The sequence below is a fragment of the Microbispora amethystogenes genome (genome assembly GCF_016863015.1).
GTDB lineage: Bacteria > Actinomycetota > Actinomycetes > Streptosporangiales > Streptosporangiaceae > Microbispora > Microbispora amethystogenes.
This window is the reverse complement of sequence record NZ_BOOB01000025.1, coordinates 40116-54404: the sequence shown is the minus strand read 5'-3', so window position 1 is coordinate 54404 and position 14289 is coordinate 40116. Positions and strand designations below refer to the sequence as shown.

The 14289-nt window shown below is 70.9% G+C and carries 12 protein-coding genes; 9 read left to right on the top strand and 3 right to left on the bottom strand.

Annotated elements, in window-relative coordinates; all coding sequences use genetic code 11:
- The 7 genes from Mam01_RS17930 to trxA all read left to right on the top strand — a co-directional run.
- On the top strand, positions 1–2168 hold a 2168-nt coding region (locus Mam01_RS17930), incomplete at its 5' end, for a hypothetical protein (RefSeq protein WP_204286458.1).
- Between the two features lie 73 nt (positions 2169–2241).
- Positions 2242–3840, top strand: a complete 1599-nt coding sequence (gene murJ / locus Mam01_RS17925; RefSeq protein ID WP_204286457.1) for a murein biosynthesis integral membrane protein MurJ — start codon at positions 2242–2244, stop codon at positions 3838–3840.
- A gap of 385 nt (positions 3841–4225) precedes the next feature.
- Positions 4226–5740, top strand: coding sequence for a protein kinase family protein (locus tag Mam01_RS17920; RefSeq protein ID WP_204286456.1), 1515 nt, complete (start codon positions 4226–4228; stop codon positions 5738–5740).
- 9 nt (positions 5741–5749) lie between these two features.
- Positions 5750–6403: an RNA polymerase sigma factor SigM gene (gene sigM / locus Mam01_RS17915; protein WP_150933522.1), complete on the top strand. Its 654-nt coding sequence runs from the start codon at positions 5750–5752 to the stop codon at positions 6401–6403.
- Positions 6393–7352: an RsmA family anti-sigma factor gene (locus tag Mam01_RS17910; RefSeq protein WP_204286455.1), complete on the top strand. Its 960-nt coding sequence runs from the start codon at positions 6393–6395 to the stop codon at positions 7350–7352. Before sigM ends, Mam01_RS17910 begins: the two co-directional genes overlap by 11 nt.
- Positions 7353–7563: 211 nt before the next feature.
- A complete protein-coding gene (gene trxB, locus Mam01_RS17905; protein ID WP_150933524.1) occupies positions 7564–8493 on the top strand; it encodes a thioredoxin-disulfide reductase in 930 nt (309 codons plus the stop codon).
- Between the two features lie 102 nt (positions 8494–8595).
- Positions 8596–8919, top strand: a complete 324-nt coding sequence (trxA, locus tag Mam01_RS17900; protein WP_275409027.1) for a thioredoxin — start codon at positions 8596–8598, stop codon at positions 8917–8919.
- Positions 8920–9021: 102 nt separating this feature from the next.
- Here trxA and Mam01_RS17895 read toward each other — a convergent pair whose 3' ends face one another.
- Positions 9022–9639, bottom strand: a complete 618-nt coding sequence (locus Mam01_RS17895; protein WP_111700089.1) for a GNAT family N-acetyltransferase — start codon at positions 9637–9639, stop codon at positions 9022–9024.
- A gap of 352 nt (positions 9640–9991) precedes the next feature.
- On the opposite strand from Mam01_RS17895, the gene Mam01_RS17890 reads away from it, so the two are divergent.
- Both Mam01_RS17890 and Mam01_RS17885 read left to right on the top strand, forming a co-directional pair.
- Positions 9992–11224, top strand: a complete 1233-nt coding sequence (locus tag Mam01_RS17890; protein ID WP_150933920.1) for an aminotransferase-like domain-containing protein — start codon at positions 9992–9994, stop codon at positions 11222–11224.
- A gap of 393 nt (positions 11225–11617) precedes the next feature.
- Entirely contained in the window at positions 11618–12568 is a 951-nt protein-coding gene (locus Mam01_RS17885) for a D-alanine--D-alanine ligase family protein (RefSeq protein ID WP_204286454.1), read from the top strand.
- 83 nt (positions 12569–12651) lie between these two features.
- Here the strand turns inward: Mam01_RS17885 and Mam01_RS17880 are convergent, their stop codons facing one another.
- Positions 12652–13107 carry a VOC family protein gene (locus tag Mam01_RS17880; protein ID WP_204286453.1) on the bottom strand — a complete coding sequence of 152 codons (456 nt, stop codon included), beginning with the start codon at positions 13105–13107 and terminating at the stop codon, positions 12652–12654.
- Between the two features lie 101 nt (positions 13108–13208).
- A complete protein-coding gene (locus tag Mam01_RS17875) occupies positions 13209–14228 on the bottom strand; it encodes a ParB/RepB/Spo0J family partition protein (protein ID WP_204286452.1) in 1020 nt (339 codons plus the stop codon).
- Between the last annotated feature and the right edge of the window lie 61 nt (positions 14229–14289).

Sequence of the window (14289 nt, the reverse complement as noted above, 5' to 3'; positions counted from 1 at the left end):
TACCGGCGGGTCCCGTCGCGGCCGCCGCCGCTCCGGCCGATCCGCTGGTCGTGAACGAGATCACGCCGGAGGTCCTCCGCGACGCCGTCGCCCCCGTGACGATCTCGGGCACCGTCGCCGGCACACCGGGTTCCTACGTGAAGGTCATGGTGCGCTACTCGCCGAACCGGCCGCTCGCCTCGCGGAACGAGATGGCGGCCTACCTGTCCGAGCAGGGATACGCCCCCTCCAACTACAACACCAAGGTCCAGGCCACGCCGCTCGACCAGGCGGGCAAGCTGCCCTTCCGGTTCACCGTGACGCCCCAGGACCTGAGGATGTCCCAGGCGGGCGTCTATCCCTTCGCGGTCGAGGTGACCGACGCGGCGACCGGTCAGCGGATCGCGATCGAGCGCACCTTCCTGACGTACGCCCCGAAGGGCGAGCAGATCCCCAAGGTGAAGCTGGCGCTCGCCCTCCCCCTGGTGGACCGGCCGCACCGCGCCGACGACGCGACGTTCATGGACGACGACCTGTCCCCGTCGCTCGCGTCCGGCCGCCTGGCGGCGCTGCTCCAGACCGCCCAGGACACCGGGGACAAGGTCACCTGGTTCGTCGACCCCGCCCTGCTCGACGACGTCCGCGTCCTGTCCGCCGGCGCGCGGAGCGTGCGCGGCGTGCGCAAGGAGGCCGACCCGGCCGCGGGCCAGTGGCTGAACGGCCTGCGCGGCGCGCTGACCGGCAAGCCCGTCGTGGCCACGCCGTACGCCGATCCGGACATGACCGCGCTGGTCCACTTCGGCCTCGACAAGCAGGCCGCGGCGTCGGTGCAGCGCGGGGCCGCGCTCGCGAGCGAGGTGCTCGGCCGGGAGATCCACGGCAGCACGGCCTGGCCGGCCGGCGGCCGGATCGACCGGGACACCCTGGACGAACTGGCGATCTCGGGCGTGACGTCCGTGCTGCTGTCCGGGGACTCGCTGCCGGTCAGGGCCCCGGCGCCGGACGACCCGGCGGCGTTCACGTCCACTCCGGTCACCCCCGACGGCGCGGCCACGCTCTACTCCGTGGCGGACAAGCCGCTGACCGCGCTGCTCGCCGACCCCACGCTCAGCGCCGTCCTCGGCGGGAACGTCTCGGCCCCCGGCGCGGCGATGCTGGCCCGGCAGCGGTTCCTCGCCGAGACCGCGATGATCGCCTTCGAGCGCGCGAACGCGCAGCCGGGCCTGCCGGACCGGTCGGCCCAACCAAACCAGTCAACACAGGGCGGGCCGGGCGGATCGACCGGATCGGCGAAGACGTCGTCGCCCACCGTGATCGCGGTGCCCGGCTCGCATCTGTGGACGCCCGACCCCGCGTTCGTCTCCGGCCTCCTCCAGGCCGCCTCGGCCGCCCCCTGGCTGCGCATGACCTCACTCGACTCGGTGACGCCGGGGCGGGGCGAGGCGCCGCGGGACGACCTGGCCTACACCGAGCGCGACCGCCAGTCGGAGCTGAGCCGCTCCCATCTCGCGACCGTACGGAAGCTGGAGCGCAAGGCGGAGGCCGCCGCCACCGTCACGGTGGAGCACACCGACCTCTTCCACGCCGCGATACTCCGGCTGGCCTCGGCGTCCTTCCGGGGTGACGCCAAGCGGGCCGCCTCCTTCGCGCAGCGGGTGAAGGAGACGATCGACCAGCGCATCACCGGCGTGTCCGTGCTCGACAGCCCGCGCTCGGTGGCGGGGAGCAACGGCCAGGTGCCGGTCAGCGTGGCCAACAACCTGGACGAGGACATCGAGATCAGGATCCGGGTCACCTCGGGGAACAAGTCCCGCCTCGCGATCGACGCGCCCGACGGGACCTACCGGACCCAGCCGACCAGGGTCCTCGCCGGCCGGAGCCAGCTCGTCAACGTGCCGGTGATCGTACGCGGCGGGGGCGGCGAGGCGAGCATCTCGGTGCAGCTCCTCACCGACGGCGACGTGGCGTACGGCAACGCCGTGCGGGTCGTCGTGCGCGCGACGGGCTACACCGGCATCGCCGTCGTCATCGTCGGGGCGGCCCTGGTCATCATGCTCGCCGCCGTGGTGATGCGCGTCCTGCGCCGCAGGTCGAGGAGGGCGTTCCCGTTCGACGGCACCACCGCCGGCGGGGGCCCGCCGGAGGACCGGCCGGACGCCGTCCCGGCCGAGCGGACGCAGTCACCGTAGGCGGACCCCTGGTCCGGCCCACCCCGAGTGAGGCGGCCGTGCGAGCGCGGCCGTCGTGACCCGAAGGACATCCATGAGCAGGATGCTGCGAGCCAGCGCGATCATGGCGGCCGGGACGATGGTCTCGCGGCTCACCGGCTTCGTCCGGACGGCGATGCTCGCCGCGGCCATCGGCACCTTCGCCCTCGGCGACGCCTACAACGCGGCCTACATGATTCCCTACATCCTGCTCGACCTGTTGCTCCAGGGCGTGTTGAGCAGCGTGGTCGTGCCGGTGATCGTCCGGGCGCAGCACCGTGACCCGGACGGGGGCCAGGCGTTCGAGCAGCGGCTGATGACGCTGGCGGTGGTGGTGCTGACGGCCGTCGCGCTGCTCGGCGTGCTGCTGGCCAAGCCGATCATGGAGCTCTACACCGCCTCGAACTGGACCGAGGACAAGGTGGAGGTCGCCGCCACGCTGGCCAGGTTCATGCTGCCGCAGATCGCGTTCTTCGGGGTCGGCTCGCTGGCGGGGGCGATCCTCAACACGCGGGACAGGTTCGCCGCCCCGATGTGGGCGCCGGTGCTGAACAACATCGTGGTCATGGGCGTCCTGGCCGCCTACTACGCCGTCGGGTCGTCCGACATCGAGAAGGTGAGCGAGCGCGACCTCACGCTCCTCGGCCTCGGCACCACCGCGGGCATCGTGGCCCAGGCGATCGTGCTGGTGATCGCGTTGCACCGGGCCGGGTTCCGGTTCCGGCCCCGCTTCGGGCTGCGCGGCACCGGGCTCGGAGAGGCGGCCAGGGCCGCCGTGTGGACGTTCGGCTACACCGGCATCACCCAGATCGGGTTCTGGGTCACCACCAAGCTCGCCACCGGTGCGGGCGACCGGGCGCCGGGCGCCGGCAACAGCGCCTGGGCGTACGCGTTCCAGCTCTTCCAGCTCCCGTACGGGATCATCGCGGTGTCGGTGATCACCGCGATGCTGCCGCGGATGAGCCGGTCCGTCGCCGAGGGCAGGCTGGACGAGGTGCGCACGGAGTTCGCCTCGGCGGTGCGGCTGGTCTCGTCCGTCATCGTCCCGGCGAGCCTGCTGCTGATGGTGCTCGGCCCGGCGGTCACCACGCTGATCTTCTCGTGGGGCCACATGACGACGGCGAACGCGATCTACATCGGCCACGTCCTCCAGGTGTTCGGCCTGGCCCTGGTGCCGTTCTCGGTCTTCCAGCTCCTGCTGCGGGTCTTCTACAGCTTCGGCGACACCCGCACGCCCGCGATCATGGCGGCGGTGAACGTGGCCATCAACGCGACGCTCAGCCTGGTCGCGTACTTCACGCTGCCCGACCGATACGTCGTCATCGGCATGGCCTTCGCCTACCTGGCCACGTACGTCGTGCTCTGCGGCGTCGCGTGGGTGCTGGCGAGCCGGAAGATCGGCGGCCTCTCCGGCCGGGAGGTCACCGCCGGCCTGGGCCGGATGTACGCGGCGGCGATCCCGGCCGCCGCGCTCGCGCTGGCGGTGCTGTGGCTGGCCCGGGAGCTCACCGCGATCACGCCGGTGAGCTCGGCCGTCGTGCTCGCCGTCGGCGGCGGGGCCGGACTGATGCTCTACATGCTGGCCGCGCACCGGCTGCGGGTTCCCGAGGTCCGTTCCATCATTGGACTCGTGGCGGGCAGGGTAGGACGGTAGGAGTTCTCACGACCAAGCGGCAACTCGAAGGTAACCCAGAAGTCCGGTTCGGACGTCTTCAATCGGGAAGGCGGGCACAAGCGGCACGGCACTAGCATGGTGCGCCAGGGAGTGTTGATGAAGCGGCGTCCGTTGCGAGCGGGAATCCGGTGGGATTCGGCGCGGCAGGGCATCACTTTTGATACACCTTCCAGCGAAACGTCCCGCGGATCTTGCCCTACCGGAGACATCCGGCCCGGCGGTGCTCCGTCCGGTGCCGCGGCAGGCACGAGATCCCGGGGGCGCGACCTGGAGTCAGGATCGGCGAGCGGAAGCGGGAAGGCGTGGGCGGAACCACCCGGCATCGGCTGATGCATGCCGACAGGCCGCGGAGCGGGGCGGCCGCATGAGCATGTCCACGGTCGAACCGGGGACCCGGCTGGCGGACCGGTTCCGCCTGGAGGACCGGGTCCACGAGTCCGCGGGCGCGACCCTGTGGAAGGCGCTGGACGAGATCCTCGCCCGGCCGGTCGCCGTCCACACGTTCGCGCCGGACTTCCCGCGGGTCACCGAGGTCGTCACGGCCGCCCGGGTGGCGAGCCGGCTGACCGACCCGCGTCTCACCCAGGTCTTCGACGCGGCCGACGAGGACGGCACGGCGTACGTCGTGAGCGAGTGGGTCAGCGGTGATTCGCTGCTCGACCTGCTGGAGAGCGGGCCGGTCGACCCCGAGCGTGGCGCCGCCCTGGTGGCCGAGGCCGCCGAGGCGCTGGCGCACGCCCACGCGGCGGGCCTCACCCATCTCCATCTCACCCCCGGCCGCCTGGTCTGGACGAGCGGCGGGACGGTCAAGCTCCTCGGGCTCGCCGTCGACGCCGCGATCCTCGACCTCCGCAGCGAGGAACCCGCCCGCGAGGACGCCGAGGGGCTGGGCCGCCTGCTGTACGCCGCGCTGACCGGACACTGGCCGGGCGAGTCCGACTGCGGCCTGCCCTCCGCGCCCCTCGACGACGGCAAGGTCTGCACGCCCCGGCAGGTCACCGCCGGTGTGCCGGGTTATCTCGACGCCATCACCTGCCGGGCCCTGCTGCAGGAGCCGAGGCGGGGCCAGCCTCCGCTGACGACCCCGGCCGAGGTGGCCGAGGCCCTCGCCGAGGTGCCGCGTCCGACGCCGGTCCCGGTCAACACCGCCCCGCCCGCGCTGAACCTGCGCTCCGAGGCGCCCGACGGCATGGGCATGGGCGTGACCACGATGCCGCCGCAGAGGCCGATGCAGCATCAGCATCAGCATCAGCATCCGCAGCCGCCGCGTCCGCAGACCGGCGCGGCGAGCAGGATCCTGCTGACCGTCATCGTGCTGCTCGTGATGGCGGCCGTCGGGGTCGGCGCCTGGACGGTGGGCAAGAACCTCGGCAACACCCCGCGGGTCACGCAGCCGGACGTCGCCGAGTCGCCTTCCCCCACGGCCAAGCCGGTCGCCGTCAAGCCGGTGAGCGCGACCGGGTTCGACCCCCTGGGCGACGGCGCGGAGAAGCCGGAGATCGCCGGCCTCGCCGTCGACGGCAAGCCGTCCACCGAGTGGCACACCGACAGCTACCTCGGCGCGGACCTGGGCGGGCTCAAGGACGGGGTCGGGCTCATCCTCGACATGGGCAAGCCGGTCCCGATCGCCGACGTGGCCGTCTCCCTGGGCGACTCCGCCGGCGCGACCGTGCAGCTCAAGGTGGGCGACGCGGCGGATCTCGGCTCGCTCAAGACCGTCGCGGAGGCGAAGGGCGCCTCGGGCACGGTCACGCTCACCCCGAGCAAGGCCACCACGGGTCAGTACGTTTTGATCTGGTTCACCCGGCTTCCGCCCTATCTCGGGAAGTATCGTGGCACCATCTACGAAGTAACGGTGCACTCCCCCGGATCGGCATAGCAGGGACCTGTGAACTCCCCACCAGACACACCCCCGACGGCTGAGCACGCGCGGCACGCCGTGTCCGACGCTGTGTCCGACGCCGATCTGCTGACCCGCCATCTCGGCGGCGATCCCCACGCGTTCAGCGAGATCGTCCGGCGGCACCGCGACCGGATGTGGGCGGTCGCCCTGCGTACGCTGGGCGATCCCGACGAGGCCGCCGACGCGGTGCAGGACGCGTTCGTCTCGGCGTACCGCAAGGCGGACAGCTTCCGCGGCGAGGCGGCGGTCACGACGTGGCTGCACCGCATCGTGGTGAACGCCTGCCTCGACCGGATGCGCCGCAAGTCGGTGCGGCCCGTCGCCGACGACGAGCTCATCGAGGCCGCCGAGCGGGAGGCTCCGGCAACCGACCAGTCGAGCGAGCGGGAGGTCTCCCTGGAGGTGACGGCGGCCCTAAAGCTGCTGCCGCCCGACCAGCGGGCCGCGCTCGTGCTCGTCGACATGATGGGCTACGCGGTGGACGACGCCGCCGCGGTCCTGGGCGTTCCGCCCGGCACGGTGAAAAGCCGCTGCGCGCGGGGCCGCGCCAAACTGGCCCCGATTCTTTCTCACCTACGGAACCGATCAGACCTCACTCGCGTCTCATCCGGGAAGGGAGCAGAACTTCGTGACGGGTGACACGCACTACGACCTGGAGATTCTCGCCGAACTTGCGGAGGGTCTCCTCGACGAAACCACGGCACGGCGGGTCCGCGAGCACCTCGCGGTCTGCGACCCCTGCGGGGAGAGCCTCGCCGACCTGGCCGCGGTCCGCGAGGTCCTGGCGGCCGTGCCGGTGCCGGCGATGCCTCTGGGCGTCGCCAAGCGCATCGACCAGGCGCTGGCCGCCGAGGCCCCGGACTGGGACCGCGTCATGCGCGACTCCCCCTGGGAGAACGCGCCGTGGGAGACCGTCGAGACTCCGGTCGAATCCATCGTCCCTGCCGGGGCGCCGCGGCCGGAGCTCGTACCCGAGCCTGCGCCGGAGCCCGAGCTCGCGCCGGTCGCCGCGGCGACCGGGCCGCTGGGCGTCGTGTCCGGCGACGGGACGATCACACCGGCCGGGCGCCGGACGCGTACGGGGGGCCGTAGGCCCGCCAGACGGCGCGCGTGGGCGATGCCCGCGGTGGCCGCCGCGGCGGCGGCGGTCGTCGTGGCCGGGGGCGGGGTCGCCGCCACCGGCCTGCTCTGGTCCGGCGGCGGCACGCAGGCGCAGTCCGCGCTGAGCCAGGGTGACGCGAGCCAGAGCCCGGAGAAGACCCGCGCGCAGGCGCTGACCTACTCGACGTACGCCAGCGGCCACAACTACACCAGCCGGGAGCTGCGCGGGCCGCTGCTGGGCTACTTCGGCGTCGGCCCCGGCGTGGACGGCGCGTCCTCGAGCGACGAGGGTCTCGACAGCTGCGTCAAGCAGTTCTCCACCGAGCTCGACCGCACGCCGATCGGGGTCGACAAGGCCCTGTACAACGGCAACGAGGCCACGATCATGGCGTTCTGGGAGGACAAGAACATCAACGCCGTACGCGTGGTCGTCGTGGACTCCGAGTGCCGCCGCCTGCGGCCGGAGGGCCTGGCCAGCTGGAGGTGACCCGGCGCCGCTCCGGGCCTCACCCGGCGGCGCACGGCGTACGGCGCGAGCCGTACCATCGGCAGTGACGAAGCCCCCCGCGACCTCCGGGGGGCTTCGCGTATGAAGGGCTCCCTGTGCTTCGCGTGCCGGGGGTCGGCCGCGGGAATCGCCGGGGCCTAGGATCTGTTGACGCGACTGCACATCACACCGGGATCGGAAGGCGAGTCCGTTGAGCGACGTCCGTAACGTGATCATCATCGGATCGGGCCCCGCCGGCTACACGGCTGCCGTGTATGCCGCGCGGGCGGACCTGCGGCCGCTCGTCTTCGAGGGCTCGGTCACCGCGGGTGGTGCGTTGATGAACACCACCGACGTGGAGAACTTCCCCGGGTTCCCGGACGGGATCATGGGTCCTGACCTGATGGACAACTTCCGCAAGCAGGCCGAGCGCTTCGGCGCCGAACTGGTGGCGGACGACGTCGTGGAGGTCGACCTGAAGGCCGACCCCAAGGTCGTCAAGACGTACACCGACACCTACCTGGCCAAGTCCGTGATCATCGCCACCGGCTCGCGCTACCGCGAGCTCGGCCTGGAGAACGAGAAGCGGCTGTCCGGCCGGGGTGTGTCGTGGTGCGCGACCTGTGACGGGTTCTTCTTCCGCGACCAGGAGATCGTGGTCGTCGGCGGCGGTGACACGGCGATGGAGGAGGCCATCTTCCTGACCCGGTTCGCCCGTACCGTCACCGTGATCCACCGTAGGGACACGCTGCGCGCCAGCAAGATCATGCAGGACCGTGCGTTCGCCAACGACAAGATCCGCTTCGTCTGGGACAGCGAGGTCGTCGATGTGCTCGGCGAGGACCGGATCTCCGGCGTGCGCGTGCGCAACCTCAAGAGCGGTGAGGAGACCGACCTGCCGGTCGGGGGGCTGTTCATCGCCATCGGCCACGAGCCGCGTACGGAACTGCTGAAGGGCCAGATCGATCTCGACGACGAGGGGTACGTCCTCGTGGAGTCGCCGACGACCCGGACCAACATCGACGGTGTGTTCGCGGCGGGCGACGTCGTCGACCACATCTACCGCCAGGCGATCACGGCCTCCGGGACCGGATGCTCCGCGGCGCTCGACGCCGAGCGCTGGCTGACGCTGAACGCCTGAGACCGTTTCCGGGCGGCCGCGGGAGGTTCCGGGTGACCGCGGGAATGCGGTGACCGTTCCCGCGGTTGCACCCACCACACCAGACACAAGGGGAGAGTTACCTTGGGCGCCATCAAGAGCGTGACGGACGCGAGCTTCGAGGCCGAGGTCCTCAAGAGCGACAAGCCGGTTCTCGTCGACTTCTGGGCCGAGTGGTGCGGTCCGTGCCGCCAGGTCGGGCCCATCCTCGAGGAGATCGCCGCCGAGAACGCGGACAGGCTGACCATCGTCAAGCTGAACATCGACGAGAACCCGGCCACGCCGCGCGACTACGGCGTGCTGCAGATCCCGACGATGAACGTCTACAAGGGCGGCGAGGTCGTCAAGCAGATCATCGGCGCCAAGCCGAAGGCCATGCTGCTGCGCGAGCTGGAGGGCGTCCTCTGACGCGCCCCGGGCGAAGCCTGGCAGGAGCCCCCCGCGCCTTGCGCTGGGGGCTCCGTCTTGTCCTGGGTCATTTGGGATGCCCGGTCCGGGCCTGAGATCGTCTCAGACGGGCCGCAGCGCCCGCTCCGGGGACATCGAGCCGAGTAGGCGCTCCAGGGCCACCTCGACGTCCTCACGCCACGAGACGGCGGTCTTGAGCTCCAGACGGAGCCGGGGGAAGCGCAGGTGCGGGCGGACGGTCTTGAACCCGACCGAGAGCAGATAGTCCGCCGGGAGCAGGCAGCCGGGCTGCTCCCACTTGAGGTCGCCGAAGGCCTCTATCGCGCGTACGCCGCGGCGGGTCAGGTCCTTCGCGACGCCCTGCACGAGCATCCGGCCGAGTCCGCCGCCGGAGAACTCCGGCACGATGTGCGCGGTCATCAGCAGCACCGCGTCGGAGCTGACCGGAGAGGTCGGGAACGCCACCGATCGGGGGACGTACAGCGGCGGCGCGTAGAGCACGAAGCCGGCCGCCACGCCGTCGACGTAGGCGATCTTGCCGCAGCTCCCCCATTCGAGGAGGGTCGCGGAGATCCACGCCTCCTTCTCCAGGCCCGGGTCGCCCGCCTCCACCGCGCGCTCCCCGCTGACGGGGTCGAGCTCCCAGAACACGCATCGCCGGCACCGGCGCGGCAGGTCATCGAGGTTGTCGAGGGTGACATTGACCAGCCGACGCGACACGTGATGCCCCAATCCCCGCTAGCGGTCCCGCCAGAAAAGCGCGCGAATACGGCGTCTACTGCACGCATCGTAACTCAGCGGCAGGGCGGGAGCGCGTACGCCACAAGAGCCACAGCTGACCGTTTACTTCCGTCCTCAGGGTGAAACCAGTGAGGCAGGAATGCAGGAAAAGAGGTCTGTGATGGTCAATACCCTGTTGTGAGCAGCGTGGCGCGTTACCGTACTCTGGATTTCTCGGCTATGTGATCGGAGGTGGACCGTGACGCATGAGCTTGATCACGGTCGGACGAACGCGGCTCACGGGTCGCGCATTGACGCCTACGTCGACAGGTACGCCGCCCGCGCCGCCGGGATGGTCGCCTCCGAGATCCGAGCTCTCTTCGCCGTCGCCTCGAGGCCCGAGGTGGTCTCGCTCGGCAGCGGCATGCCCTACATCACGGCCCTTCCCCTCGACGTGGTGGGCGATCTCGTCGCCGATCTGGTCGCCACCCGCGGTTCCGTCGCCCTGCAGTACGGCGGCGGCCAGGGCGACCCCGCCCTGCGGGAGCAGATCTGCGAGGTCATGCGCCTCGAGGGCATCGAAGCCGGTGCCGACGACATCATGGTCACCGTCGGCTCCCAGCAGGCGCTCGACCTCATCACCCGCATCTTCATCGACCCCGGTGACGTCGTGCTCGCCGAAGGGCCGTCCTACGCCGGGGCCCTCGGCACGTTCGCGGCCTACCAGGCGAAGGTCGTCCACATCGCGATGGACGACCAGGGCCTGATTCCCGAGGCGCTCGCGCAGACCATCTACGCCCTCCAGGCGGCGGGCAACCGGATCAAGTTCCTCTACACGATCCCGACCTTCCAGAACCCGGCCGGCGTGACGCTCAACGAGGTGCGCCGCCGCCAGGTGCTGGAGATCTGCCGCCGGGCCGGCGTGCTCGTCGTCGAGGACAACCCGTACGGCCTGCTCGGGTTCGACGGAGAGCCGATGCGGGCGTTGCGGGCCGACGATCCCGATGGTGTCGTCTACCTCGGCTCGTTCTCCAAGACCCTGGCCCCGGGCTTCCGCGTCGGCTGGGCCGTCGCCCCTCACGCGATCCGCGACAAGCTGGTCCTCGCCATGGAGTCGGCGGTGTTGTCGCACTCGACGTTCACCCAGCTCGCCGTGGGACAGTACCTCACGACCCAGCCGTGGCGGGAGCAGATCAAGACGTTCCGGGAGCTGTACCGGGAGCGGCGTGACGCGATGCTGAGCGCACTTGAGGTGTTCATGCCGCCCGGCTGCACGTGGACCCGCCCGGCCGGCGGCTTCTTCGTCTGGATGACGCTGCCCGAGGGGCTCAATTCGAAGGCTCTCCTCCCCCGGGCCATCGCCGAACGGGTCGCCTTCGTGCCCGGCACCGGGTTCTACTCCGACGGCGGCGGCACGCGGAACATGCGGCTGTCCTTCTGCTACCCGGAGCCGGACCGCATCAAGGAAGGCGTACGCCGCCTCGCCGGCGTCATCGAGCAGGAGCTCAGGATGCGGGACACGTTCGGCACCGGTTCCATCCCGCGGCAGGGGGGCGTGGACACCCCCGGCCCGGACCTCGCCTAGGAAGCGCCCGGCCTGTCTCGCTCAGGCGCGGTACGGCCCGCGCCTGAACCGGCGTAGCCTCTCCTACTGGGACGTCGTCGCCTTCGGCCCCTCCCGTCGTGGTCGGGCCCGGGCGGCGACCGCCAGGAGGGCACTAGCCTGTTCAGGCTGGCCGTACCGACTCCTCGACGCGAGAAAGGCCCTCTTCGTGAGCGAGCGAACGATGACCGCAGGATCACCCCCCGCACATCCGCGGAGGGAAACGCGCCCCGGGCCGGGCAACGCCGATCACCGGCGGATCGGGGGTCGTGCCTCCGAGAGCCGCGCGGCGTCTCCCGGCCTGCGTGCGCGTGCGTTGCGGGATGACCTGATCCAGACTGGCGGCGTGTTCGCCCGCATCGGTGGTGAGGCGGCATGAGCGATCTGGGTCACGTGCTCGTCCTCGCCGGAGGGCTCTCCTACGAGCGTGAGGTCTCCCTGCGCTCCGGCCGCCGGGTGGCGGAGGTGCTGCGGGCGGCCGGTGTGGACGTGGAGACGCGCGACACCGACGCCACCCTCGTGCCCGCCGTGTTGTCGGACCCGCCGGACGCGGTGTTCGTCACCCTGCACGGCGGCGCCGGGGAGGACGGGGCCATCCGGTCCGTCCTGGAACTGCTCGACGTGCCCTATGTCGGCGCGACGCCGGACGCCTGCCGGGTCGCCTTCGACAAGCCCACGGCCAAGGCGGTCGTCCGATCCTGGGGGCTCAACACCCCTGACTCGGTGGCTCTGCCCAAGGAGACGTTCCACGACCTCGGCGCGACCGCGGTGCTCGCCCGCATCGTCGACCGCCTCGGACTGCCTCTGTTCGTGAAACCCTCACGTGGAGGATCCGCGCTCGGCGCGTCGATCGTCCGCAGCGCCGAGGAGTTGCCCGCCGCGATGGTCGGCTGCTTCGCCTACGGGGACACCGCGTTGATCGAGCAGTACGTGCAGGGCGTGGAGGTCGCCGTCTCCGTGGTGGATCTCGGCGACGGCCCGGTCGCCCTGCCTCCGGTGGAGATCGTGCCCGACCGCGGCGTCTACGACTACGCCGCCCGCTACACGGCCGGCCAGACGGAGTTCTTCGCGCCTGCCCGGCTCTCCCCCGAGGCCACCGAGGCGTGCGCGGGGATGGCCGTGGCCGCGCACGCGGCGCTGGGTCTGCGTGACGTCTCCCGCACCGACATCATCGTCGACGCCACCGGCAAACCGTACTTCCTTGAGGTGAACGTCGCCCCCGGCATGACGGAGACCTCCCTGCTGCCGATGGCCGCCGAAGCGGCCCATCGGGACCTGGGAACCCTGTGCAAGGGGCTCCTGGAGCTTGCCGCGGCTCGCCGCTGAGTCGTGTTTCACGTGAAACACACGACAGAGCGTCCGCCCCATGCGTGTCTACAGGCACGCATGGGGCGGCCGAGGCGATGGGGTCAGCCGAACCAGCCGTCGTAAGCGCTACCCAAGCTGTCGTGGGGCGGATCCGGAAGCACCTGGAAGAACTTCCACGCGTAACCGTACGGATCGACGACCTCGGCGTACCGTTCCCCCCACGGGGCGTCTACGGGGTCGGTGGCGATCTCACAACCGGCCGATCGGCAGTAGTCCACGACCGCTCCCACGTCGTCCACCGCGACGCCGATGACCACGCCCAAGCCTCGTGGACCGGCCAGGGTGCCTCGTTCACGCTCGCTGTCGGGAAACGGCATGCCCGTCAGGGCATCGACGAGCACCTGGAGATCGCCGCGCCGCAGGATCGCCATGATTGTCCGGCCGTCGGGGCTGGACAGCGTCCCGGTCTGCTCGAATCCCAGCCCTTCGTATAACGCGGCCGCCGCACTCACGTCCTCGACTCGAAGCCCTACCCGGAAGGGAGCCTCACCGGTCATCCCGCCTCCACGGTTCGTCGTCGCCCGCCCCTGAGCACATCGAGGGCGGTTCGCGCGTCGGCAGTGGCGCTGTTTCACGTGAAACAGCGGCTACTCGGTGGCTATTCGGGGGCGATGCCCGCGCCCCGCATCGCGTTGGCGGCCTCGGGGGCCATCGTGTCGATGATGCGCTCCAGATCGTCGATGGTGGAGAACTCGACCACGATGCGGCCCTTCCGGCTGCCGAGATCGACCTTCACCTTAGTCTCGAAGTGGTCGGAGAGCCGGTCGGCCAGATCCCGCAGAGCCGGAGCCGTCGGCTTCTTCTCCCGCGGCTTGCGGGGAGCCGGGCCCGCGGTCGCCTCCCCCAGCGCCACGATCTCCTCGACGGTCCGGACCGACAGCCCTTCCGCCACGATCCGGCTCGCCAGGCGCTCCTGGGCGGCCGGGTCGCTGAGCGTCAGCAGTGCACGCGCGTGCCCGGCGCTGATGACCCCCGCCGCCAGCCTGCGCTGCACCTCCGGCGGGAGGTTCAGCAGTCGCAGGGTGTTGCTGATGTGCGAGCGGGACCTCCCCACCTTCCTGGCGAGCACCTCATGAGTGGCGCCAAAGTCGTCCAGAAGTTGCTGGTAGGCCGCCGCCTCCTCCAGCGCGTTCAGTTGCTCGCGCTGGAGGTTCTCGATGAGCGCCTCACGGAGCATCTCGTCGTCCTGCGTGCTGCGGACGATCGCGGGGATGTGGTCGAGGCCGGCGAGCTGGGACGCGCGCCACCTCCGCTCCCCCATGATGAGCTCGAAGCGGCCGTCCGGCACCGCCCGTACGACGACCGGCTGCAGCAGGCCGACCTCCTTGATGGAGGCGGACAGTTCGTCGAGACGGTCCTCGTCGAACACCTCTCGCGGCTGGCGGGGGTTGGGAGAAATCGACCCGACCTCGATCTCCTGGAAGTACGCGCCCTCCACCGGCCGCAGGCCCGTTTCGCCGACACCTGTCATCCCACCGTTTGTCATGCCGGCACCCGAAGTGGGTGACGGCAGACCGGCAGTGGACGGCACGCTCGCCACAGGCGACGGATCGACGATCGGTCCCGTGGGGATCAGTGCCCCAAGACCCTTGCCAAGTCCCCGACGCTGCTGGCTCACCGCTGCTCCTTCATACCCACACCCGCAAAGAAGGCGGTGCCCAGCGACTCGGGGTCACTGG

What these genes read in the sequence shown, in the direction of transcription:
- murJ (WP_204286457.1), top strand. Translation starts at nt 2,242, where the DNA reads ATGAGCAGGATGCTGCGAGCCAGCGCGATCATGGCGGCCGGGACGATG.
- Mam01_RS17880 (WP_204286453.1), bottom strand. Translation starts at nt 13,107, where the DNA reads ATGACCGGTGAGGCTCCCTTCCGGGTAGGGCTTCGAGTCGAGGACGTG.
- Mam01_RS17920 (WP_204286456.1), top strand. Translation starts at nt 4,226, where the DNA reads ATGAGCATGTCCACGGTCGAACCGGGGACCCGGCTGGCGGACCGGTTC.
- Mam01_RS17890 (WP_150933920.1), top strand. Translation starts at nt 9,992, where the DNA reads ATGGTCGCCTCCGAGATCCGAGCTCTCTTCGCCGTCGCCTCGAGGCCC.
- Mam01_RS17885 (WP_204286454.1), top strand. Translation starts at nt 11,618, where the DNA reads ATGAGCGATCTGGGTCACGTGCTCGTCCTCGCCGGAGGGCTCTCCTAC.